General features: G+C 43.4%; 17 protein-coding genes and 1 tRNA gene. 7 read left to right on the top strand and 11 right to left on the bottom strand.

Features of this window, described 5'->3' with window-relative positions; translation table 11 throughout:
* Positions 1-82: 82 nt before the first annotated feature.
* Entirely contained in the window at positions 83-4,591 is a 4,509-nt protein-coding gene (locus IH598_11520) for a lamin tail domain-containing protein (GenBank protein ID MBE0639139.1), read from the top strand.
* A gap of 82 nt (positions 4,592-4,673) precedes the next feature.
* Positions 4,674-7,955, top strand: coding sequence for a chitobiase/beta-hexosaminidase C-terminal domain-containing protein (locus IH598_11515; GenBank protein MBE0639138.1), 3,282 nt, complete (start codon positions 4,674-4,676; stop codon positions 7,953-7,955).
* 50 nt (positions 7,956-8,005) lie between these two features.
* Here IH598_11515 and IH598_11510 read toward each other — a convergent pair.
* A tRNA-Lys gene (locus tag IH598_11510) sits at positions 8,006-8,078 on the bottom strand.
* 88 nt (positions 8,079-8,166) lie between these two features.
* On the opposite strand from IH598_11510, the gene IH598_11505 reads away from it, so the two are divergent.
* The 4 genes from IH598_11505 to truB are packed head-to-tail and all read left to right on the top strand — an operon-like array spanning position 8,167 to position 10,930.
* The gene (locus IH598_11505; protein ID MBE0639137.1) at positions 8,167-9,042 is read left to right on the top strand and encodes a cell division protein FtsX; all 876 of its coding nucleotides are present in this window, start codon (positions 8,167-8,169) and stop codon (positions 9,040-9,042) included.
* A 42-nt stretch (positions 9,043-9,084) separates the two neighbouring features.
* Entirely contained in the window at positions 9,085-9,420 is a 336-nt protein-coding gene (locus IH598_11500) for a DUF3098 domain-containing protein (protein ID MBE0639136.1), read from the top strand.
* Entirely contained in the window at positions 9,417-10,205 is a 789-nt protein-coding gene (locus IH598_11495; GenBank protein ID MBE0639135.1) for an undecaprenyl-diphosphate phosphatase, read from the top strand. Before IH598_11500 ends, IH598_11495 begins: the two co-directional genes overlap by 4 nt.
* Positions 10,202-10,930: a tRNA pseudouridine(55) synthase TruB gene (gene truB, locus IH598_11490; GenBank protein ID MBE0639134.1), complete on the top strand. Its 729-nt coding sequence runs from the start codon at positions 10,202-10,204 to the stop codon at positions 10,928-10,930. The genes IH598_11495 and truB overlap by 4 nt, the downstream gene beginning before the upstream one ends.
* Positions 10,931-11,144: 214 nt before the next feature.
* Here truB and IH598_11485 read toward each other — a convergent pair whose 3' ends face one another.
* The 5 genes from IH598_11485 to IH598_11465 form a co-directional block, all read right to left on the bottom strand.
* Positions 11,145-11,684 carry an N-acetyltransferase gene (locus IH598_11485; protein MBE0639133.1) on the bottom strand — a complete coding sequence of 180 codons (540 nt, stop codon included), beginning with the start codon at positions 11,682-11,684 and terminating at the stop codon, positions 11,145-11,147.
* 186 nt (positions 11,685-11,870) lie between these two features.
* Positions 11,871-12,524 (bottom strand): peptide deformylase, encoded by a 654-nt coding sequence (gene def, locus IH598_11480; GenBank protein ID MBE0639132.1) that lies wholly within the window; start codon positions 12,522-12,524, stop codon positions 11,871-11,873.
* A 132-nt stretch (positions 12,525-12,656) separates the two neighbouring features.
* Positions 12,657-13,202 carry a DUF1697 domain-containing protein gene (locus IH598_11475; protein ID MBE0639131.1) on the bottom strand — a complete coding sequence of 182 codons (546 nt, stop codon included), beginning with the start codon at positions 13,200-13,202 and terminating at the stop codon, positions 12,657-12,659.
* 96 nt (positions 13,203-13,298) lie between these two features.
* Positions 13,299-15,077 carry a hypothetical protein gene (locus tag IH598_11470; GenBank protein MBE0639130.1) on the bottom strand — a complete coding sequence of 593 codons (1,779 nt, stop codon included), beginning with the start codon at positions 15,075-15,077 and terminating at the stop codon, positions 13,299-13,301.
* A gap of 2 nt (positions 15,078-15,079) precedes the next feature.
* Positions 15,080-16,504: an MBOAT family protein gene (locus IH598_11465; protein ID MBE0639129.1), complete on the bottom strand. Its 1,425-nt coding sequence runs from the start codon at positions 16,502-16,504 to the stop codon at positions 15,080-15,082.
* 450 nt (positions 16,505-16,954) lie between these two features.
* Here IH598_11465 and IH598_11460 point away from each other — a divergent pair, with 450 nt between their 5' ends.
* Positions 16,955-19,090 (top strand): elongation factor G, encoded by a 2,136-nt coding sequence (locus IH598_11460; protein ID MBE0639128.1) that lies wholly within the window; start codon positions 16,955-16,957, stop codon positions 19,088-19,090.
* Between the two features lie 44 nt (positions 19,091-19,134).
* Here IH598_11460 and IH598_11455 read toward each other — a convergent pair whose 3' ends face one another.
* From IH598_11455 to topA, 5 genes are all read right to left on the bottom strand, one after another.
* Positions 19,135-20,094, bottom strand: a complete 960-nt coding sequence (locus IH598_11455) for a hypothetical protein (protein MBE0639127.1) — start codon at positions 20,092-20,094, stop codon at positions 19,135-19,137.
* Positions 20,078-20,479: a response regulator gene (locus tag IH598_11450; protein ID MBE0639126.1), complete on the bottom strand. Its 402-nt coding sequence runs from the start codon at positions 20,477-20,479 to the stop codon at positions 20,078-20,080. The genes IH598_11455 and IH598_11450 overlap by 17 nt, the downstream gene beginning before the upstream one ends.
* Before the next feature lie 133 nt (positions 20,480-20,612).
* A complete protein-coding gene (gene mnmA, locus IH598_11445; protein ID MBE0639125.1) occupies positions 20,613-21,677 on the bottom strand; it encodes a tRNA 2-thiouridine(34) synthase MnmA in 1,065 nt (354 codons plus the stop codon).
* A 46-nt stretch (positions 21,678-21,723) separates the two neighbouring features.
* The gene (locus IH598_11440; protein ID MBE0639124.1) at positions 21,724-22,902 is read right to left on the bottom strand and encodes a formimidoylglutamase; all 1,179 of its coding nucleotides are present in this window, start codon (positions 22,900-22,902) and stop codon (positions 21,724-21,726) included.
* A gap of 18 nt (positions 22,903-22,920) precedes the next feature.
* On the bottom strand, positions 22,921-25,326 hold the full coding sequence (gene topA, locus IH598_11435) for a type I DNA topoisomerase (GenBank protein ID MBE0639123.1): 2,406 nt from the start codon (positions 25,324-25,326) through the stop codon (positions 22,921-22,923).
* Between the last annotated feature and the right edge of the window lie 9 nt (positions 25,327-25,335).

Genomic DNA, 25,335 nt, shown 5'->3' with positions numbered 1-25,335 from the left:
TAAGCAGAGGTCCCATTTCTTAAAATGAGATCTCTGCTTCTTTATTAAAGTAAATTATTCATCTATTAAAAAACTAATGTTTATGAAAAAGCTATTTACACTATTAAAAATCTTTGCAGTTCTGTTTGTTCTTATTTTTCAAATGTCAACTGTTTGGGGGCAGATATTTGAAGAAAATTTTGACTATCCCATTGGTTCTCTGTTAACTGCGAATGGCTGGACTGCTCATAGTGGCGCAGGAAATCAGCCTCCTACTGTATCTGACGGTTTGTTTTTTGATGGCTATGCAGGCTCTAACATTGGCGGAGCAGCATTATTAGATAATAATGGTGAGGATGTGCACAGAACATTTCCTTCCCAGGTCGCAGGAGTTGTTTATACTGCTTTCATTATTCAAACCGAAAGCTCAAATAGTCCTGGATATTTTTTACATCTTGGACAATCAACAATTGGAACAACATTTTTTACAAGGGTTTGGGTTAATGCCACCGGTGACGGTTTAGGGCTTAGTGGTTCATCTGCACCCGCTTCTTATGTGCCCATGACAGCAGGAGTCCCAACACTGGTTGTAACAAAATTTGATATTGCTTCGAAGGTTTCCAGTTTATTTGTTTTTAATTCATTTCCAGAGAGCGAACCTTTAACTGCTGACTTTACTTTTACTGAGAACTCTTCATATTCTGTTGGCAGTGTTGCTCTTAGACAATACAACGCCTCAGAACGTGTAATTGTTGATGGGATCAGAATTGCCAATAATTGGGATGATGCCGTAACTGCTTCCGGCGGCCCACCTTCGGTTGCAGCCCCTACATTTTCTCCACCAGGCGGCATCTATTATTCTTCTCAAAATATTTCTATTTCAACTACAACGCCGGATGCCACGATTTACTACACCACAGATGGTACTGATCCGGATGAAAACAGCAATCTTTACACGATACCCGTTCCCATCAATATAACCACTGTCTTAAAAGCAAGAGCTTACGCTGAAGGACTTGATCCAAGCTCAATTGCTGTGGCATTCTATACATTCCCGATTGAAGTAGCAAATATCGCAACACTGAAAAATTCAGCTCTTTCAGGGTTATATCATTTAACTGGAGAAGCTGTTTTGACTTTTTCTCAAACTTTCCGCAACCAGAAATACATTCAGGATGCTACTGCCGGTATTTTGATTGACGACCTATCAGGTGTGATTACAACCAGTTATAATGTTGGTGATGGGATTACAGGCATTTATGGTACGCTGAATGTTTTCGGGAATATGTTCCAGTTCACTCCTTCACAGGATCCCGGACCAGCAACTTCAACAGGTAACGCAATTGTTCCGCAGGTGGTTACAATAGGTGGATTGTTCAGCAACTTTGCTGCCTATGAATCCAGGGTGATTAAGATTGTCAATGCCTCTTTTGCGGATGCCGGCGCAACTTTTGCCAATGGAATAGTCTATGAGATAAGTGATGCCAGTGAAGCTACCGGAGATTTCCGGACGACATTTTACGATGTAAATTATATTGGAACACAAATCCCAGGGGGTAACGGAAATATCGTTGGCATTCCAAATGCAAGATCAGAAGGATACTTCATCACCAGCCGCTCTCTTGATGACCTTGAGTTTATTCCCACCGGCCCGATCACGGTCAATACGATTGCTCAGCTTAGAGCCGGACAACTCGGGCAGGAATACATTTTGTCGGGGGAAGCAGTGCTCACTTACCAGCAAGCATGGCGCAACCAGAAATTTGTACAGGATGCCACCGCTGCCATTTTGATTGATGATTTCACAGGAATCATTACCACAGCCTATTCACCTGGTGACGGAATCACCGGATTGTCAGGGATCCTTGTCAATCACAATGGCATGTTGCGCCTTGCAGTGAATGCTGATCCCGGGGCGCCAACCTCTGTTAACAATGTCATCGTGCCTGAAGTGATCACGATTGCCCAGTTAAATGCCAACTTTATGAACTATCAGTCAGAACTGATCAAAATTGAAGATGTCACTTTTGCCAATGGTGGTGCAACCTTTGCCTATGGAACGAATTACCCGATTTCGGACAACACGGATGCGGCAGCAACGTTCAGAACGGAATTCCTGGATGCCAACTACCTTGGGAACACGATTCCATCTGTGCCAACCGATCTTGTTGTCATTCCCAATACGGTAAGCAATGCCAACTATGTTACGAGCCGCTATGCCAGCGACATTCAGCCATCAGTCCTATTTCCCACCATCACCGTAGTTTCGCCAAATGGATATGAATATTGGGAACAAGGGAGTACACAGAACATAACATGGACTTCTCAGGATTTTAGCGGTAATGTAAAAATCACCCTTGTACGCCCGCCACTTTATACCCTTGTTTTGGCTACAAGTATTCCAAACTCAGGGTTCTTCGAATGGCAGGTGCCGGCTGCACAACAAGTAGGTAACAATTACAAAATCAGGATTCAGGGGGTTAATGGTGGTGATCCAATGGATGAAAGCGACAACTTCTTCAATATAGTAGCTGAATTGCCGGTTCCCAAGATTGTAATCAATGAGATCATGTACAACCCTTCCAATAGCAATCCATTTTTAAGTGATTCATACTATGAATATCTTGAACTGTTTAACAACGGTAATTTCGATGTTGATTTAACGGGATGGACAATTAGTACGGCCATTGTTCACACTTTTGCTGAAGGGACAATCCTACTTCAGGGGCAATACCTTGTTTTGGCGGTAAATGCTGATTCTGTAGGCACTTTTTATGGAATTAGCAATGTTGTTAAATGGAATAGCGGGGCTTTAAACAATACGGGTGAAACCATAGAGCTTAAGGCTTCAGACGGTACATTGATGGATGTTGTTGCCTATTCATCTTCTTCACCATGGCCCCTTGGAGCAAACGGGCTGGGATCTTCATTAGAACTTATAGATCCTGATCTCGACAACAATCTGCCCGAAAACTGGATTGCCAGTCCACAGAATTTTGGAACCCCTGGAATTCAAAATTCTGCTTTCGGATTTCAGGGGTTAACCGTTACAGCGCCTAATGGCGGTGAAACATTCATCCAGGGAGAAACCACTGATGTTACCTGGACAAGGGTAAACTTCAACGGATTACTAAAAATTGAACTCATCACCGCAACCCGCGAAGATGTTGTTTTAGCTGAAAACATTCCTGCAATCAATGGAACATGGCCGTGGGAAATCGCTGCTGACCAGACGGTTGGTACCAACTACAAAATCCGTGTTTCGGATATGGAAGATGGCCAGCCGGTGGATGAAAGCGATGGCGTTTTCTCCATCGTTTCGGTAATTGTTCCGGAGCTTACTTTACTTACCCCAAATGGCGGTGAAAACATTCAACAGGGAACAACCTACAACATTACCTGGAGCAGTGCAAATTATGAAGGCACAATCCTGATCGAACTGATGACTGCTGAAAAAGCGGGGTCAGCCATTACGTTGGGTACGGTTACCAGCACCTTTGGTACATTTGCGTGGGAGGTCACACAAGATGCAGGCGATAACTATTTGATCAAAATCTCAGATGAATTGACCGGGATACCTGCCGACGAAAGCGATGCCGTATTTTCGATCATTTTGCCTCCTCCAACACCAAATGTGGTAATCAGCGAAATCATGTACAACTCACCGGAAGGGGGGACTGATACATTGGAATACCTCGAATTATACAATGCCGATAATATTGCACACAACTTGGCAGGATGGTATTTTTCGGCGGGAATCGATATGATCCTCCCTGACTATGAACTCCTTCCCGGGGCTTATCTGGTAGTTGCTTACAATGCAAATGCAGTATTCAATGCTTTTAGCGTGGCCGCTTTGCAATGGACAAGCGGAGGTTTGTCAAACGGTGGTGAAGCCATAGAATTGAAAAACGCAGCCAACGTGGTGATTGATTTTGTGCTTTTTGATGATGCATCACCCTGGCCAATAGCCCCTGATGGGTTTGGCCCGTCGCTCTCACTTATCGATCTTGCTTCAGATAATGAACTTGCAGAAAACTGGGCGCCGGAAACCGCATTTGCCCTTATAAATGCAGATGGAATTCCTGTTTATGGAACTCCCGGAGCACCCAATTTCCCTACCCCTGCACAGAGTTTCTTAATCCCGGCAGGTTGGGGGGGAATTTCAACGTATATTGTTCCTGATCAGCCAAATGTAGCTGATGTGATGGAACGGATTGTTGATGATTTGACCATTATGCAAAACTTCAACCAGATCTATTTTCCGTTCTATAATATCAATACCATTGGTAACTGGAACAATAACGTGGGTTACCAGCTGAGAACCGAAGCACTGCGCTACCATGTCATTCATGGTACACTTGTGACAAACAAAACCGTAAACCTTAACACTGGCTGGAACATGTTGCCGGTTTTGAGTGAATGTGAGGTTGGGGTTGCTGCCTTGTTAGGTGGAATTCCCGAAATTATCTATGTACAGGAACTGGGAACCAACCTGGTTTACTGGCCTGATGGCGGATTGTACACACTGGTTAATTTTGTCCCGGGTAAAGCTTATTTTATCAAGGTAAGCGGTGCAATCCCGATCGTTTTCCCGGAATGTAGTAAGTAACAAATCATGCTGTCCCCTGAGACCAAGAACTCAGGGGACAGCTTTTTTCAAAAATCAAATTTTACACATAAAATCAATATTTATGAAAAGGTTAATTACAGTATTAAGTTTCACAGTAATCTTTGCTTTTACTTATGGTCAAGGTTTAGAAACCTTTGATAATTCAACTGCAACAACCAGTTATGCTGACGGTTCCTTCTCTGGAAATGGAGGAATTGTCTGGAATTATTTTCATTCCCGTGATGATGGTGGTTATCCCGTTGATGGTGAAGGATTAATGCTTAGAAGGGCAAGCGACAGTAAATTGGAAGCTTCAGCTATACCAGGCGGGATAGGAAGTTTTTCCATGAACATGAGGAAGGCATTTACGGGCAGTTCTGTCAGGCAGCTCGAAGTTTATATCAACGGTGAGTTAAAGGGAACGTCAATTGAATTTGGAGGTTTTACAGGCGCCGATGCAACTATTCATACTTTTGAAGTGAACGACATCAATGTTCAAGGTAATTTCGATATCAGAATTAAATTGACTGGAACAGCCACCACAAACCGCCAGGTAGTAATTGACAACATTTCATGGACTGCCTTTGGAGAGGTTACTGCAGCGGCGACACCGGTATTTTCCCAGTTTTCAGGAGAATATTTCTATCCTTTTAATCTTGAGATTACTTGTACAACCGAAGGCGCTACCATTTATTACACATTGGACGGATCTGATCCCGATAATTCATCCACCGAATATACGGTTCCCATCCCCATTGATGCAACTACAACCGTCAAAGCTATTGCTTACGCTCCCGATCTTGACCCAAGCTCCATCGCAGAAGCTACCTATACTTTTCCACCGGTAACCGAAGTGGCAAACCTCGCCGAATTAAGAGCTGCATATTTAACCAAGACAGACTATTTTAAAGTTACAGGTGAGGTAGTCTTAACTTTCAAACAAACCTTCAGAAATCAAAAATTTATCCAGGATGCAACAGCAGCAATCCTTATTGATGATGTGCCGGGTGTTATTACAACCGATTATCTTATTGGTGACGGTATCACAGGTATTGTTGGAACATTTACCTATTTTGGAAATATGCTGCAGTTCAACCCGGTAGGCGATCCGGGCGCACCAACCTCCTCAGGTAATGTGATTGATCCTGAGGTGGTCACCATTGGCCAGTTGTTTGGTAATTTCGAAGAGTATGAATCAGAACTGATTAAAATTGAGGGTGTTACTTTTTCAGATGGAGGTAGTTTGTTTGCCAATGGTCAGGTGTATGAAATCACTGATGAGAGTAAATCTTCCGGTAATTTCAGAACTACTTTTTATGATGTGGATTATATTGGTACACCGATTCCCACCTCACTGTGTAATCTTGTTGGTATTCCAAATGGCAGGGTTGATGGGTTTTATTTTACAAGCAGAAGTCTTGATGACATTGAGATTCCACCAACAATCACTGTGATTTCTCCAAATGGGGGAGAACAGATAGAATGGGGGACAGAATATGAGATCGAATGGTTTTACTCCAATTTCGATGGCGATGTGGAAGTTATTCTGCATACTCCATTCATAAAAGAAGGTGTTTTGTTAGGTATTGTGCCGGTTGAGGATGGCAGTTTCACATGGAATGTAACACAGGAATTCGGAGAATACATCATCATCATTCAGGCCGTCGGTCAGGATGATCCCTGGGATGCCAGTAATGAGACTTTTACTATTGTTCCTCCAATTGATATCATCATCAGTGAGATCATGTACAACCCTCCAGAATCAGGGGCTGATACACTTGAGTTTATCGAATTCTACAACAATGGACTTGGTATTGTGAATCTCCTTAACTGGAAAATATCAAAGGGTGTGGTGTATACCTTCCCTGATGTTGATTTCCATCCCGGTGAATTCCTGGTGGTTTGCGTTAATGCATCAGCCTTCCAAAACACTTTTGGGATTGATGCGTTGCAATGGACAAGCGGTGGTTTGGGAAATGGAGGTGAGGCTGTCGAATTGAGTGATAACAGCAACAATGTGCGTGCATACGTTCTTTACGATGATGCAAATCTATGGCCAACCGAACCAGCAGGCCGGGGTCCGTCACTTGAATTTTGTGACCCCTCTCTTGATAACAACGATCCGGCCAACTGGACGTTTTCAACACAACTTGCAGCCGTGAATGCAGCTGGACAGGGAATTTATTGTACACCGGGGTCCGGATGTAACGAGAATCCAACATTACCACTGATCATTCCTTCAGGCTGGAGCGGAGTATCAAGCAACCTGATTCCCGGCAGAATAAGCATGGAGGATTTGTTTGCTCCCGCTTTAAATAACCTGATCATCATTTTAAGCAATGAGGGTATATACTGGCCTGGTCAAAACATCAACTCAATTGGCGAATGGAGTACCTACACTGGCTATAAAGCCAAACTTGACGGGTCTGCATTTTTTGTTTTCCCGGGTTACGAGCCTGAAGACAAAACCATCACCCTTGAACCGGGCACACACCTGATCCCGGTGCTTAGCCAAAACCCGGTTGATGTGAACGAATTCATTGTGCCGCTTGGCAATGCCATCGAATTTATGTTCGACATAGCAGGGGGGCTGATTTATTGGCCGGGAGGAGGAATTTTACCAGGCACATCAGGTCTGTCCTTAAATACGCTTTATCCGGGCGTGGCCTACATAGCAAAAGTAAATGCCCAGGTAATGATTGACTTCGGTTTAATTTTGCCTAAAGCCATGACATTGAACAACGTGCCACAATTTGTCAATTCAACATCCTGGAATGATGTTACCGCAACGGGTTCACAACATATCCTGTCGGTTACCGGCGCTGCCCTGCAAAACCTTGTCCCTGGCGATTTTGTTGGCATATTTAATTCAAACGAACGGTGTGTCGGCATGAATCAATTTAGCGGAAATGAGTCAGTGCTTCCAATAGTTGTTTATGGGAACGACATCACAACTGAAACAATAGAGGGAATGGTAGAGGGCGAAATGATGACTGTCAGGATTTTCCGCAACGGGCAAATTCTGGATGCCATTGCAGGATACAGCAAACAGGCTGCAAATGCCGATGGACTTTATGCCGAAAACGGACTGTCCATTATTAACGGTCTGAAAGTCGGGGCAACAGGTATCAGTGAGATTGATGACAATATCACTGTCTCTCCAAACCCAACTTCCGAACAAATCAATATTAATACTGATGGTTTGTTTAATTTATTGATTACCAATGTTCAGGGACAAGTGGTCTTTTCAGGTGTGATTGATAATAAAACCAGTTTTGATTTTAGTAATCAACCCGATGGAGTTTATTTTATCCGGTTGATCAACGAACATCAGACATTCATAGAGAAGGTGATAAAGAATTAATTCTTCACAAAGAAAAGAAAAAGCAGGCCTGATAACCTGCTTTTTTTATGTCTCCCCGGAAGGATTCGAACCTTCGGCCCAATGATTAAGAGTCATTTGCTCTACCACCTGAGCTACGGAGAGAATCGCCGCAAAATTAGGAAATCTTTTACTTGTGCTTTTAAAAATCAGGTAAAAAGAAAAAGCTACTTTAGCCGTAAATCTTGATCAAGTGAAGCATTCGGATGATAAATTTCGCCTGAGAAGTTACAGAACGGCTTACGGAACAACACTGGTCAGCATTACGCTGGTATTATTCATGTTAGGGATTCTGACACTTCTGGTTTTTCAGGCACGGGAACTTTCGGATTATCTGAAGGAAAATATTGGAATGCAGATTGAGATGCATGACGATTATGACGAATCACAGATTCTTAAATTTAAGTCCGAACTTAATGGTTTTGATTATACCCTCCGGGCAAATTACATTTCGAAGGATGAAGCAGCCCGCAAATTAGCGGAAAAACTTGGTGAGGACTTCATTGATTTTATAGGCTATAATCCTTTGCCCAATTCTATCGAATTGTTTTTAAAAAGTGAATACACCCATCCTGATTCAGTGGGTTTGATAAAGCAGCAACTGCTCAGTTATCCGGCAGTTAAATTGGTCAATTACCAGGAGTCATTGCTTGTATTGGTTAACAGAAACATAAACCGAATTGGTGTAGGTGTCGTTTTTTTTGTTGGATTGATGTTCTTTGTTTCAGTTTTACTGGTCTTCAACACCATACGCCTCGCTGTTTATGCTAAACGGATGACCATTAAAAGTATGCTGTTGGTGGGCGCCACACAGCGTTTTGTAAGGCGGCCTTTTGTGATTAACGGACTTATCCAGGGTTTGGTTAGTGGCCTGGTAGCCGTGGTGTTGTTATGGAGTGTGGTTCTGTTTATCAGGATAAAAGTTCCCGAGTTACAAATTCTGGAAAATTCATTTTTTATCAGGTTGTTATCATTGGGAATGGTATTGTTTGGTCTACTCGTAACCTGGCTATCCAACCACTTTGCCATTAAAAAATATCTTAATATCAATTCAGAAGAATTATATTGAGTAATTTTACCCCCGATTTTTATACGCAAATGTAATTGGATTATGAAAGAAACTGCCGGATACAAAAAACCAACTTTGATCAAGAAAAAAGTTAACACAGCTGCTCCAGCAAAAGAGATAGCCGGGGCAGGATTCGTTTTTGATAAAGAGAACTATCGTTTATTACTCATCGCCATCGGCTTTATTGTGGTTGGCTTCATACTGATGATCGGTGGGCGGAGCGACAGTCCTGATTTTTTTAATTACGAAATGTTCAACTTCCAGCGGCTTACACTCTCACCTATTCTTTTGATTACCGGGTACGTAATCGGCATCTTTGCCATTATGAAGCGCCCCAAAAAAACAAATTCGGTTGAACAGGATAAACCCGTCCAATGAACTGGTTAGAGGCGCTTTTATTAGGGCTTATCCAGGGGTTGACTGAATTTTTACCGGTTAGCAGCAGCGGTCATCTTGAGATGGGCAAAGTAATGCTGGGCGTAAATGCCGAACGCAGCCTTGTCTTTACAGTGATGGTGCATGGCGCCACAGTACTGAGTACGTTAGTTGTTTTTTATAAAGATATTTTTCGGTTAATCAAGGGACTGTTTGCCTTTAAATGGAATGACGAAACCCGTTATATCGCAAGAATTTTCTTCTCAATGATACCGGTGGCCTTTATTGGTCTCTTTTTTAAGGATCAGGTCGAAAGCCTTTTTAACGGTAACCTCATTTTCGTCGGATCAATGTTGCTCATCACAGCAACCATGCTGCTGTTTGCCCATTTCAAAAAATCCAATACCCGCAACATCAGTTTTCTTGATTCTTTTATTATTGGCATAGCACAAGCAATTGCCGTGATTCCGGGAATTTCAAGATCGGGAAGCACCATCTCAGCAGGTTTAATTCTTGGGAATAAAAAAGCCGATATCGCTCAGTTTTCATTTCTGATGGTATTGATCCCAATTATCGGCGCCAATTTTAAGGATTTGCTTGGGGGGGAAATTTCTGGAGAAGGAAGCGTTGGCGCTTTACCCTTGATGGTTGGATTTTTGGCGGCTTTTATCTCTGGCCTTCTCGCCTGTAAATGGATGATTGGTATCGTGAAAAAAGGAAAACTGCTCTGGTTTGCCATCTATTGCTATGTTGTAGGGTTGACATCAATTCTGTTCGGCATCTTATGATCAATAAAAAGTCATTTATCCAGCACCCCGATTTCAAGGAAGGCGAAGTGCTTTTGATCAACAAAGACCTCGATTGGACTTCATTTGATGTGGTGAACAGCCTGAAGATTTATCTCAAATATGAGTTTGGAATTAAAAAAATTAAGATTGGCCATGCAGGTACGCTTGATCCCCGGGCCACCGGACTCGTGATTGTTTGTACAGGTAAGCAAACCAAATCCATTGACACCTACCAGGCGCGCGAAAAAGAATATACGGGGAGTTTCAGGCTTGGCCACACCACACCTTCGTGGGACGGTGAAACAGAACCCGATCAGCAATTTTCCACAGAACATATTTCCGGAGAAATGATCAGGCAAGCCACCAAACAGTTTACAGGAACAATTTTGCAAACGCCGCCCATCTTTTCTGCGCTGAAAGTGGATGGAAAACGTGCTTATAAATTTGCCCGCAGCAACCAGGAGGTAACCATGCAGCAGCGACAGGTTGAGGTCTTTGATTTTGAAATCACAAGGATTGAAATGCCGTTGGTTTTTTTCAGGGTACGCTGCAGCAAAGGAACCTATATCCGTTCGCTGGCCAATGATTTCGGAATTGCGCTTGGAAGCGGTGCTTACCTCTCTTCGTTGCACCGGACAGCCATTGGCGAGTTTCGTGTTGAAGACGCCCTGACCATCAGTGAATTTAAGCAGCTTTACAGGCAGAATTCCTCTGTTCAGGAGTAATTTTGGTTGGAGTTAATTAGTGCCAGTAAGAAAACCCATTAAATTTGATTTTCAACGATTTATTTACCCCACCCTTCCCTAGGGGATCCCTCGGGGAAAAGGGAGTAAATCGTTGAAAATCAATGCTCCCGGAATTTATCCCGACGCAGTCGGGAGGGTTGGGGTATTCATTGATTTTCAACATTACGAGTTTTCTTGCTGGCACTAAACTACATCAGACCAGATTTTTCCCATAGATCAACTGCCCGCAAACTCTCCCTTTCAGGTTGACAATCCCGGGTAAATGTCCCCATTTTTCAAATCCGAAATACTCAAGCAGTCCGGCACTTGGCGGGTTGATGTCGAGCATGATGGCAAACACATTTTCGATCCCCAACCGGTGGCAATCCTCCAGCATGTGAGCGATGATCATTTTTCCAAACCCCCGGTGGTGGTAAGCGTAATCGATGTAGTAACTAATTTCTGCAGTCCGGCGCAACCCGCCCCTTCCTTTGCGGTATGGACTCAGCGATCCCCAGCCGACAGTTTTATTCTTCATCTCAACCATGTAAATGGGAAAGTTTACCTGGTCGTGATCATTGAACCAATCTATCCGGTCAGCAATCGTAACCAAATCAATGTCAGCGTTGGCATTGCCCGCTGCTACACCCTGGTTATAAATTTCCACAATTCTTGGCAGATCGGAAGCGGAGGCAAAGCGGATGGTGGGGGGCATCAAAATGTCATTGGTTACTATAAATTTCGATTTATCCATCGGTAATGCTCATAAGAAAAATTGTGATTATGGCAATAGCGCTTTTCGGGCGGCTAAAGTAGGAATAATTGTTTTTGAACAGTGCATTTCGCATCCATTAAGCGATTCTGTTTCTTTCCTGGAAAATGGGAGTAGATTAACCCAAAAAATTTGATACAGCTGAATGAATTTTTTATTTTAAGAAATTCATTCCTTTTTTGCACCCGCTAAATCTGCATCAATCCTATCAAGATACAAAATTCCATTCAGATGGTCAATTTCGTGTTGGAAGATAACGGCGGTGAAATCCTCGATCATTTCAACATGGCGGGTTTTGTCCAGCCTTTCGTATTCAATAAGTATTGCATAAGCCCTTGTTTGCAGTGTGTCGGATCGGTTGGGAATGGATAGACACCCCTCGCGGCATTCCTGTTTCAGGGAGGAATATTGAATGATTTTAGGGTTCAGGTAAACCTCAAAAGGTTGACCCTCCTTATCGAAACGTTGAACCCAGATGACGTTTTTAAGAATCCCCACCTGGGGTGCAGCAATGCCCACACCCAGCGACAGACTGTCGCGAACGGTGCTGTAAAGCCTGCTGATAAAATGATGAAGTACCGGATCATCTGTTTCAACAATTACATCACTGCTTTTAGCTCTCAGCAGCAGTGAATCCGAATAACTGGTGGTTTTAAAAACCCGCATGGGTGTCAGGATATCGCCCTGCATGATGCAGGCCTCCTGTGCTGCTGAAAATGACTTCGGGTTTTCGCTCAGACGAACAAAATGTCTCGAACCTGAACAACCTGCTATTAAAAACAGAAGCGCAAGCGCAAATAAAACGTTTTTAATCCTCAACATTCTCCTGAATTTTTTGGCAAAGCTAAAATTTTACCATAGAACATATATGAATGCTTCATTCTGTCCATACGAAACAGCACACTAACGTAGCCATCACAAATGAGTTCTAAATAGGTTATTATGGTCATTATCTCATCTTTTTTGACCTATTGTCAAAAGTTCAGTTGTTGATTTCCAGTTTCTTGTGGTTGCTGTGACATTCAGTTTTGACTCTAAAAAATTGTTGGTCAGTTTCGTTCTCCCATACCCGTTTGGGCAATACAAATACACCGCTCTTTCAGTCACTGTAATTTCCTCTTCTTTTGTCTTTTTATACCCGATGGATTGAATATCGTATTTCACGGGTTGAGCAGATAAAAATGTCACGTATTGGGAAGCCGGGTCTTTTGAGGGGTCGTCTTTGAACGGATTTTTTTCAACAATTTCCATTAAGTCATCAACTGTCAGGACGATAACAGGAACATCAAAACCAAATTGCTTTTTAACCTGATCCGAAATCAGCTTTTCGAGCACGGCTATTTGACTATCATGGGTTTGAAATATCACATTGCCACTTTGCAGGTAGGTTCGCACATCAGTAAATCCCAGGTTTTCACAAAGCACTTTCAATGCGTCCATTTTTATCAATTTCTGGCCGCTCACATTGATTCCCCTCAATAGTGAAATGTATGTTGTCATGTTTGGAGTGATTTGATGGACATTTTTAAGGTGGGAGAATTGCTGTATACTAATAATAGGGCTTTTGATCTTTTATAGAATTTTAAAAAATCTCAATTACCGTTTTGGCTCCTGGTCAACCATGTAAATTGCATCTTCACGGATCATCTGTTCGGTTGTTTTACCTTGTTCCTGTGCTTTTTTGGTCACGCTTTCGAGCCATGCAGGGTCACCCAGGATTTGCTGTTCGTAGTAGCTGATCCTTTCTTTCCGCAAAGGATCTTCTGATGCATTTTGCCTTGCAAGAAATTCAGCGTCTACTTTTATCATATCCTCAAACGCCATCCTGAAATAGGCCGCTTTGGCCTTAACTTCGTTTAGCCAGGCGGAGTCAGAGCGAATAGCAGATGAGTGTTGCGATATTAAAAGATTGAGTCTGAATATTTCCGGGTGTTCATTGTTAAAAATGTAATCAGCATCTTTTTCCAATTGTTCCTCAAAACGGATTCTTGCGGCTTCTGCTTTTGTTTTCACTGCTGCAGCCCATTTCGGATCACCTGTGATTACCGACCTGAAATGTTCGCGTCCGTACCAGGTAAGGAAGGTTTCAGGCTCAAGAACCCAGGCCTGGTAATAGGCCTCTTTGTGGATAGCTTCTTCCAGTGTAAGTTCCTGTTTTGCTGATTTTTGGACGATCTCATCAAACCAGCCGGCATCGAGACGGATTTGGTTTTCGAGTTTATAAACAATGTCGCCTGTGTAGTTGGGGGTATAAAGTTCATACAACTGGTCGATGAATCCCCAGTCGAATTTGTAAAGGAAACGCTCGGTGACACTGAGGATAATGATGTCCTGTTTTTCGATTTCAGTTTTCAAATCAAGATCGCGGGTCCATTTTTCGCAAAAATAGAAATCGGGATAAACCTTAGCATTGAAATACCAGAAGGCTTCGTTGGCAAAGAGATGCTTTGGGATTCGGGTATTGAAAAAATTCCAGTAATAGCTGTCGGAAATGGCCAGCACCATCGGCCTGACCTTGCCCATTTCACTGCCAAAGGCAAACTTTGGATAGGGCATTGGTTGATGAGGCAGGCGGTACAGCAGGTTGATGGTATTTCCAACATCGTAGTCGCTGTCGGCCAGCGAGTCAGTGATTTTTACTTCTTCGATAAAAAATTCAGGCATATCAATCTGGCGCAGATTTTCAAGGAAACGGATGAGTGTGTCAGCCACAAAAGGCATGGTGTGCTCGCTCCAGTGTATGCCATATCTCGGGTAAAGCGGATAGGAAACAGTGTCTTTAGCTTCCACAAAAATATGGTTCAGGTCGAGGAGAGGAATTCCGAGATCCTGAGCTTTGGAAAGGATGTACTCGTAGTTGGATATCGATTTTCCGTGCTTCAGGTACCAGTCAGGGATATTTTCGGGATACGTCCTGGCTTTACCGGGTTCGAGAACAAGGAGGAAATCAATATCAAAATTCTCTTTAAGGTACTGATGAATGAACTGCAGGCGGAGCAACTTTTTATCAATCGTCGCTTCACCGATAAAATCACCCCCCGTAAATGCCCTGATGTAATCGTACTCATAGAGCATGTTATTTTTCCCCACCACTACACCTTCGGCATTCGCTTTGCCAAACAGGTCGAAATCAATTTGATTGTTCAGTCTTACAAAAAACGGCCTGAACCCTATATGATCTTCAATGTAGCGATCGAACCCGTTCTGGAACGATCCATCCATCCAGGTTTGCCAGGTATATTTCGGGCGATCAGCAAGGACGAAATCACCATCAAGGGGGGGTATATTAAACCATTTGACAGCATGTTGAAAGGTAGGCAGAGAAAGCAGTACAACAAGCAGGAGGAAAATGATATGTTTAGCGGTGACTTTCATGATCAAAACCTGAAATAAATGAACGGGTTAAAAGATGAGGAAGTGATGGAGCCAATGCAGAGGATGGTAAACAAAATTGCTGTAACGGTCATTAATGCTACGGTCAGGGTTTTCTTTGGTGTTTCAAGTACCTGTATCCACCATGTTTCAATTTTTCCAAAGGCTGCAATAAAACCAAAAAGTGCCCCGGCCACCATCATGGTCCTGAACTCGGCATCAAACCACATGGTGGTCTTGGCGCCATCAAAAGCAAACATCCTTCCGATAAACTGAAAAGCAAATTCGAGCGTTTCGGCCCTGAACAGCACCCAGCCAATCAGTGTGATGAAATAAGTAATCAGGATGTTGAAGTGTTTTCCCAGCGGCTTTGTAACCTTAATCAGGAACATGCGGTCGGCAATCAGGAAGAGGCCATGGAAAGCGCCCCATACCACGAAATTCCAAGCAGCGCCGTGCCAGAGCCCCGAGATGAGAAAAACCACCCACAGATTGAGGTAAAGTTTTTGTACTGAAACGCGGCTACCACCAAGCGGGATATAGAGATAGTCGCGCATCCAGCGTCCCAGGGTGATATGCCACCGACGCCAGAACTCGGTGATGTTTTGAGAAATGTAAGGGTTGTTGAAGTTTTCAGGAAATTTAAATCCGATCATACGTCCAAGGCCAATGGCCATATCAGAATATCCGGAAAAGTCGTAGTAAATCTGGAACGAATAAGCCACAATTCCAATCCAGGCTATGGGAGTGGAAATGTCGTAAGGCTGCATGGCAAAAATCTTGTCCACCTGTTCACCTAAAACATTTGCGATCAGCACCTTTTTTGCTAAGCCTACAACAAATCGGAAAAATCCAAGCAGCTTTGCATCCACCGTTTCAAATGCTCTCCGGTTTTCTATCTGATCGGCAATTTCGTTGAAACGCACGATCGGTCCAGCAATCAGCTGCGGGAACATCAGGATGTACATGGCATAGTCGGTCAACTGCCGGAGCGGGGTATGCACCTTACGATACACATCAATCGAATAGGTAAGTTTCTGAAAAGTGAAAAACGAAATTCCAATCGGCAAAGCAACCGCAGCCCATCCTACAGGCTCAACGTTAAACCAGCCGAGCATTTCGTTGAAATTATCCACCAGGAAGTTGGCATACTTGAAATAAGCCAGCATACCTACATTTATGACTACAGACACCCCGAGCAGTATCCTTTTGGCCTTCAGCAGCGTAGATTTGTAAATTAAATCCACTATGTAATAGTCAATGACGATGGAGGCAAGCACGATGAAAATAAAATCCGGAGCACCCCAGGCGTAAAAAAAGATACTGGCCAGCAGCGTGTATAGGTTCCTTAGCTTGCGTGGAATAATATAATAGGCAATGAGAAAAGCCGGAAAAAAGTAAAGTAAAAACAGGCTGCTGCTGAAAACCATTGAAAATTGACAGTTGAATTGGGTTGCAAAAGTAGCTGAAGTTTGGAAATGATCATTGAACAAAACACTTGTTAACCAAAATAATCCGGTCTGGGCGAACCATTGTTTGCAGATAAAGAACCTCAGTAATTGTTTTTTGTAAAAAATTCCGCTAACCTACTGATTAAATTTGCGTATTGTTGAATGCGTAGAGGTTTTACGGGTAAATTTCCAACTTTATTACAGTGGAAAGTAGAAATAATCATCGAATAATGAACCGGGAAAATTTTGGGTATTAAGTTGAAATGACGAACAAGAAATCTCAATTTGGGAAACTGTACTGAACCCCTGCTTCCAAATATTTTCCAAACTTTTCTTATTATTAGTCAGATTTTTAATAATTTTGCCACCCTTTGTAAATGACTGAAATTTACAATTAAAATAAATCACTAAAACTTAGTTTACTGGAACATGAAAGTATATCAAACTGATGAAATCAGGAACATTGCCCTTGTTGGAGGAGCAAAATCCGGCAAAACCACACTGTCCGAATGTATGATCTTCGAAGGTGGTTTAATTAACAGAAGAGGCTCGGTTGACGATAAAAACACGGTATCTGACTACAGAGACATTGAGCATGAGCGGCAGAACTCCGTTTCCTCAACGGTCATGTATGCTGAATTTGAAGGGAAAAAGATCAATATCATCGACACACCAGGGTTTGATGATTTTGTGGGCGAAGTCATTTCTGCACTCAAGGTGGTTGACACAGCTGTGATGGTGATCAACGCACAAAATGGTGTTGAAGTGGGTGCTGAGATCAGTTGGAGATATACTTCACGTAACCATACGCCGGTGCTTTTTGTTGTAAACCATCTGGAGCATGAGAAATCGAACTTTGAAGAGACCATCCGACAACTGAAAACACAGTTTGGCAACCAGGTGACCATCTGCCAATATCCTGTTAATCCAGGGCTTGGCTTCAATTCGGTTATTGACCTGATTAAGATGAAGATGTACAAATATCCAGATGGCGGTGGTGAACCTCAGGTACTGGATATTCCGGCATCAGAAAAAGACAAAGCTGAAGAATTACATGCCGAACTTATCGAAGCGGCTGCTGCCGGCGAAGATGCATTGATGGAACTGTTCTTCGAAAATGGAACATTAACCGAGGAAGAGATGCTCAGGGGTATCAAAACCGGATTGGTTGGCAGAAGCATGTTCCCTGTGTTCTGCATCAATGCAAAACACAACATGGGCGTTCGTCGGCTGATGAATTTCATCAAAGACTCAGTTCCCGCCCCCAACGAGATGCCCCCGGTGAAAACCACAAATGGCAAAGAGTTGAAATGCGATACTAAGGAGCCCGTTTCGTTATTTGTTTTTAAAACATCCATCGAATCACATCTTGGTGAAGTTTCCTTTTTTAAGGTCTGCAATGGTGTTATCAACGAAGCTACCGACCTTGTAAACTGCACCAACGGATCTAAAGAAAGATTATCCCAATTGTTTATCTTCGCAGGGAAGAATCGGGAAAAGATCGCTCAGGTGAATGCGGGGGATTTCGGGTCAACCATAAAACTGAAAAATACAGCTACCAACGAAACATTGAGCCTGCCCAAGTTTGCTGATGATGCGATCGAACCAATCGTATTCCCATCACCAAAAATCCAGATGGCAGTAAAGGCGCAAAACCAGTCGGATGATGAAAAGCTTAATGCCATCCTCAATGACATGCACAAGGTGGACAAAACTTTCCACATCAACTATTCAAAAGAACTGCGTCAGTTGATCGTTGGTGCAATGGGTGAGCTTCATTTGAACCTCATCAAATGGATGGTTGAGAACATCCACAAGATACCGATGGAATATTTTTCCACAAAGATTCCCTACCGTGAAACCATCACAAAGAGCGCCAAGGCTGTTTACCGTCACAAGAAACAATCAGGTGGCGCCGGCCAGTTTGGCGAAGTACATATGATGATCGAACCTTACACCGAAGGCATGTCCTGGACTACCGAGTTTCCGGTTCGTGGTACTGATGAAGTAAAACTTGACTGGGGTGGTAAATTAATTATGAACACCTGCATCGTTGGTGGTTCCATTGATGCACGTTTTATGCCTGCCATCATGAAGGGATTGATGGAAAAAATGGAAAACGGTCCGTTAACCGGCTCTTACGCCCGCGATATCGTTGTTTATATCTATGACGGGAAAATGCACCCGGTAGATTCAAACGAAATTTCTTTCAAACTGGCATCAAGGAATGCTTTCAGGGAAGCCTTCAAAAATGCCGGCCCGAAAATCCTTGAGCCGATTTATGATGTTGAAGTGATTGTTCCTGAAGAAAAGATGGGTGATGTAATGACCGACCTGCAGGGACGTCGTGCTGTGATCATGGGAATGGACGCCGAAGGAAACTACCAGAAAATTTTGGCAAGAGTACCGCTGGCCGAGATGAACCGCTACTCAACGGCTTTAAGCTCAATCACAAGCGGTCGCGCCATGTATTCGCTCAAATTTGCCGAATATGCACAGGTGCCCGGTGAAGTTCAGACCGAATTGCTTAAAGCTTACGAAGCCGAGCAGGCCGAAGAAGATTAGGATAATAGTTCATGAAAAAAACCGGGTTGAAAAATCCGGTTTTTTCATTTCTCTTCAGGGATATCAACAAATCCAAGGAAAAAGCCATTGCTGATCTGAAGTGTATCTCCCCACAAACTGTAAACATAGCAACCAAACTCAGCCATAATTTTTAGCCTGCTTGTACCCGGAATATCCGAAGGTACAGACTGGGTTTCGGTGATCCTAAAATAACTCCCGTTTTGTTCAGCATTCCAGTTTGTGGAGGCCATGCGGTCGTAATAAATTTTTGGGTTGTAAAAAAGGATCTCTACTCCACCATCAAGCAAATCTGCATAAGATTTATTTCCGGTGGTAAAATAACCGGGAATTTCATCCGGATCCCTGAATTTCCCGAAATTGATGGCAAAGACCGATTGCCCGGTGTACATCCCTTTCTCGATATTCACAGATGCGCCGATTGAAAAACTGGTATCGGTAATTTGGTTGATTGTATGAGGGAAAAAGTCATTCACCAGTTGAGTATAAGTATAGGCGGTGTCGGGTAATGTGAAACTTGTCCTCGAAATCGAATGCATGGTGATGATACTATCGGTATGAGTGGCTGAAAAAGTGATTTCACTGTAAGTATCGTTCTCTGCGGCAACCCGTATGGTTCCTGAAAGATGATTGAGGTTGTAAAACCGGCCTGAAATATAACCTTTGTCGGGAAGTTCAATTGAGAATAGATCTTCTTCAAGCCAAAATAGTCCCTTTTCTCCGAACATTGACCGCTGTTTCAGTAAAGAATCCACTCTATAATTGAATTTCAGGGAATACACCACCTGACGTTTTTCAATTTCTCTGATTTCAACTTCAATGTAAGTCATTTGTGAAGTATTACCAATCCACATACCGCCATACGGTATTTCCTGCGGTATCGATACGGGTTCCTCAGGTTGGCAGGAACAAATGAAGAAGGGAATTAGAAAGAGAAATACCGAAAAGTAAACGGTTCTAAGCGTGAGTTCAAAGCATGTTTTCATTCTGTATAAACTTTTTTCCATCCTTCCAAAATTTGATCAGCAGGTCGGCAACAATTTTTTTCAGGTCGTCATTATCAATGGGTTTAGTTAAAAACCCAAAATGCGAATACTTTCTGGTAAATGGTTCCAGTGTTGCATAGCCTGTAATGAAGATAGTTTCAAAACTTCGGATTGGAAATAAGTCGAGTAATTCAAGTCCACTGCCCCGGGGCATGTTAATGTCGAGAAAAACAACATCAGGGTTGGTATCTTTCATTAGAACAAAGGCTTCCTGTTTTGATCTAGCAGTGCCAACCACTTTGAACCGATCGTCAATCCGATTTAGCATATCCTTCAAAACATCAAAAAACACAGCTTCATCATCAACAATTGCGACTTTTATCATGATCAATTCTTTTTGGGCGATTCGAATTTTACATGCTAACTCCTCTAACGCTTAAGCTCCGGCAAATATAGAAATATTTCCTACCAGCACGGCAAAAATCTCAATTAAAAAAGATTAGTTACTGATTTTGGCTTTAGCAAATCACCCCGCTCCCAAGGCAGATGGACGCTTCAGGGTTGTAAATCACCCCGAATTGACCAGGAGCGACACCTGAAACAGGCGTATCTGCTTTGATGATAAATTTATTTCCTTCGGTAACAAGATGTCCTTCGTTAAATTCCGGTTGATGCCTGATCTTAAACTTTACCGGTTTTGATTGGGTGTAGTCGCGGTCAGCTTTTTGGTTGATAAAATGAAAATCTGCAAGTGTGATGGTGTCTTTGTATTGGGCAATGGGATCATAGCCGTTGGAGACCCAAACAATATTCTTTTCAATGTCTTTATCCACCACAAACCATGGTCCTTGTGACAGCCCCAGGCCTTTGCGCTGACCGATGGTATGAAACCAGAGGCCTTTGTGCGTTCCGATGACTTTACCCGATTCAAGTTCTATGATTTGGCCGGGATTTTCACCTACATATCGTTTTACAAAATCGCTGTAATTGATCTTTCCCAAAAAACAAATGCCCTGGCTGTCCTTCCGGTAGGCTGAAGGCAATTTTTCGCTGACAGCTTTTTGACGGACATCACGCTTTAGAAGATTACCGATAGGGAAGATCAGTTTGCTGACCTGCTGCTGTGAGATCTGTCCTAAAAAATAGGTCTGGTCTTTGAATGCGTCTCTTGCTGTTCCGAGGTATTTTTCACCATCAACCATCAAGGTTGTTGCATAATGGCCTGTGGAGATAAGGTCGAAATTATGGCCGAATTTCTCTTCAAATGCACCAAACTTGATCATTTTGTTGCACATCATGTCAGGGTTGGGTGTTAATCCGTTTTTCACCGAATTGATGGTGTAGGAGATCACCCTGTCCCAGTATTCATCCTGAAGCGAAACGAGATCGAGTTTGCAGTTGTATTTTTTGGCGAGAAAAGTGACAATTTCAACGTCTTCCTCAGCGGGGCAATCTACCCAGTGCGGGTCGTCTTTAAGGCCTATCTGTATGTAAAAAATATGAGGGTCGTACCCCATTTCTTTAAGAAGCGGAATGGTGACAGAACTGTCAACTCCTCCGGAAACAAGTGCGGCAACATTCATTTTCTGTTCATCAGTGAAAAGTTAAAACGCTAAACCCAGTGATCCATTACATCAATTTTTGATAGGTCTTCCACCATCGGTCGGGAATTTCGTATTTTCCGGCCTGAAGGTAGTCCTTATAGCTGCATGGCGCCATAACATGACGGCTCAGCGAGGTTTCTTTATCCTTACTTACTGGGAGTTGCATCCACCATCGGTCGCTCACTTTGCTCTTGAAAAACACCAGGTCGTTTTCATGGCCGGGCATGGTGACAATGTATTTTACAAAGCTGCTGGCGCCTTCGGCGGGGTAATCATTTTTACGCATCGAATACCCCTCAAGGAAATACCAGATCATCTGGGCAATGAGTTGTGCTGTTTGCCCGTGACGATCGTAAAGGGGGTTCATTTCAAAAAAACCGATGCACGAAAGTCTTTCAGCCAGTCCGGTGTATCGCATGAGCTGGCAGGCTTCCTCTCCATAGAATCCGTTGGGGGAGGCCTTGACGTTGGCTGGGGCATCCGATTGACGCACTGCAGAAATATCGAAGGTCAGCAGATCGGCATTGCGGATCATCGGCTCGGCTTCGGTCAGATCGCTGCGGATTTCGCCCAGCCTGCATGTATCGAAGAACAGATTATTCAGCAACTTGACATCATCCTGGTCAACGAAATAGGACTGGTACCCTATGTTGGTAAAGTTGAACAGGAAATTGGGCTTACGCATGATGATTTTTGAAAGGTAGGATTGTTCATCCCCCTCTTCAGCCTCAGAAATTCTGTTATCGATTCGTGGGTCGATGCTGACTAAATTAATAACTCTGCCCACCGATTCAAACGCAAGGTAAATCGGATAAGTGAGATCTTTACTTCCGCCAAGAACAACCGGAACAACATCAGCCTTCAGCAACTCGACCACGACCGATTTAAGCGCAAAATAGGTATCACTTATCTTTTCCCCCTGCCGGATATTCCCGAGGTCAACGATGTTGAGCTTTTTGTGCACAGGATAAAGTGAGTAAAAATACTTCCTGATCTCATCCGGCGCCATGGAGCAGCCGTGATTTAGTGTTGAAGGTCGGTCTTCGTTTACGCCAATCAGAGCAATATCGGCATAGCGGAGTTTCTCCTCCATTTCGTCGGGCTCAAGGTGAGTAATGTAATCACCCAGGCGGATTTTCTCCTTGTTTTGAGCGAAACCTAATTTTTCGGTGTCAATTTTCTCAAAAAAAATGGAGGTTTCCATAAGTTCTTTTTTCCAGGTTTATTTTTTAGCTTTGGCTGTTCTTTTTGTTTTACTGGTTGCAGGAGATTTCTTCCCGGCTGCAGGAGTTGTTTTTTTTGTTGCCGGAGAATTTTTCCTGGCTGCAGGTTTTGAATCACTTCCGGTTGCCCTGATGATCTCCTGACAGTCCTCAAGTGTCAGTGTTTTGGGGTCGGTGCCCTTTGGAATTTTATAGTTGTTCTTTTGGTAGCTGATATAAGGGCCCCATCGACCGTTGAGCACCTGCACCGCGTCTTCATCCCCAAATGAGAGGATGGTTTTTTCGCTGTCCTGTTTTCTTTTCTTTTCGATGATATCAATAGCAGTAACCGCATCCAAAGTCAGGGGATCAAATCCTTTGCTGAGCGAATAAAACTTGGACCTGTGACGAATATAAGGTCCAAACCGGCCTGTTGAGGCTACCATTTCTTCTTCTTCATAGATTCCGATAGTGCGCGGAAGTTTGAAAAGATCAAGGGCTTCGTCAAGGGTAATATTATCGAGGGTCTGCCCCTTTTTCAATGCTGAAAAACGGGGTTTCTCCTCGCTTTCAGTATCACCAATCTGAACGATGGGACCAAAGCGGCCGATTTTGGCAAAAATATTCTTACCGGTTTGAGGGTCTGTTCCGATTAAACGCTCACCACTGAATTTTTCACTTTTCTCAATCGTGCTTTCCACGTGTTTGTGGAAAGGTTTATAAAACTCATCAATCATTTTGTTCCAGACCTTTTGTCCAAGGGCAATTTCATCAAATTGCTTTTCCACGGTAGCTGTAAACTGGTAGTCCATGATATTGTCAAAATATTGCATCAGGAACTTGGTCACAACAATTCCGATATCGGTAGGGACGAGTTTCCCTTTTGTCTGGCCCGTTTTTTCAGATTTCGACGACTCTTTGATTTTGCCCGCCTTTAGGGTAAATATCTTGTAATCCCTTGATAGGCCGTCGTCATCTCCCTTAAAGACGTATTCCCGCTTTTGCACGGTAGAGATAATCGGAGCATAAGTTGATGGCCGGCCGATGCCAAGTTCTTCGAGTTTTTTAACCAGGGTGGCTTCGTTGTACCTTGTGGGCGGTTGAGTAAAACGCTCAGTGGCATCCATCTGGATGAGCGGTAGCTTTTGTCCGGCAATTAAGGCTGGGAGCATTCCTCTTTTTTCTTCTGCATCGTCGTCATCGGTTGATTCGAGGTATACCTTCAAAAACCCATCAAACAGGATGACCTCTCCTTTTGCCTGGAAAAAATCAGGCTGGGTTGAAATGGCTATATTCACAGTGGTACGCTCCAGGTTGGCATTGCTCATCTGGGAGGCGATGGTTCGTTTCCAGATCAGGCTGTACAATTTCTTCTGATCGGCGGTTCCCTCAATGGTGTTCTGGTCGAAATACGAGGGGCGGATGGCTTCGTGTGCCTCCTGTGCACCTTTGGTCTTTGTAGAATATTTTCTGAATTGGTGGTATTTTTCTCCAAACTGGGCAAGGACTTCGTTTTTTGCCATATTGAGTGCAAGGTCGGAGAGGTTTACAGAGTCAGTTCTCATGTAGGTGATCTTCCCCGATTCATAAAGTTGCTGGGCAACCTGCATGGTTTTGGCAACGCTAAAGCCCAGTTTCCTGCTGGCTTCCTGCTGTAGGGTTGAAGTAGTAAATGGCGGTGCGGGTGATTTCTGAAATGGCCTGGTTTCGATATCGCTTACCGTAAACTCGGCATTCATGCAGCGATTGAGAAAACCTACAGCCTTCTCTTTTGTATCGAAGCGCTGCGGCAGTTCAGCCTTGAGGATGCTGGTTTTTTTTCCTTCTGTCACTTCAAACTCGGCAGTCACACGATAGTAAGGTGCAATTTTAAAGCTTTTAATTTCTTCTTCCCGCTCAACGATGAGCCTGACTGCCACTGATTGCACCCTGCCGGCAGAAAGTGCCGGTTTAACTTTTCGCCAAAGTAATGGCGAAAGCTCAAAGCCTACCAAACGGTCCAACACACGGCGTGCCTGCTGGGCATCGACAAGGTTGAGGTCGATGGTGCGGGGGTTTTTAATGGCATGATCAATGGCCGATTTGGTGATCTCATGAAAAACAATCCTTTTTGTATTGATTTCTTCAAGTTTCAGTGTGTCGAACAAATGCCACGAGATGGCTTCTCCTTCGCGGTCCTCGTCAGTAGCCAGCCAGATCATTTCTGCTTGTGAGGCCAATTTTTTTAATTCGGCAATGACCTTCTTCTTATCATCTGCAATTTCGTAGTTTGGCTTAAAGCCATTGGCTACATCCACTCCGAGTTGTTTTTTGGAAAGGTCGCGCACGTGTCCAAAACTGGACTTCACGGTATAATCTTTTCCAAGAAATCGCTCAATCGTTTTCGCTTTAGCCGGCGACTCGACAATTACAAGGTTTTTAGACATAATTTGTTG

This window comes from Bacteroidales bacterium, assembly GCA_014860585.1.
Lineage (GTDB): Bacteria > Bacteroidota > Bacteroidia > Bacteroidales > 4484-276 > RZYY01.
This window is presented reverse-complemented; position numbering and strand designations above follow the sequence as displayed.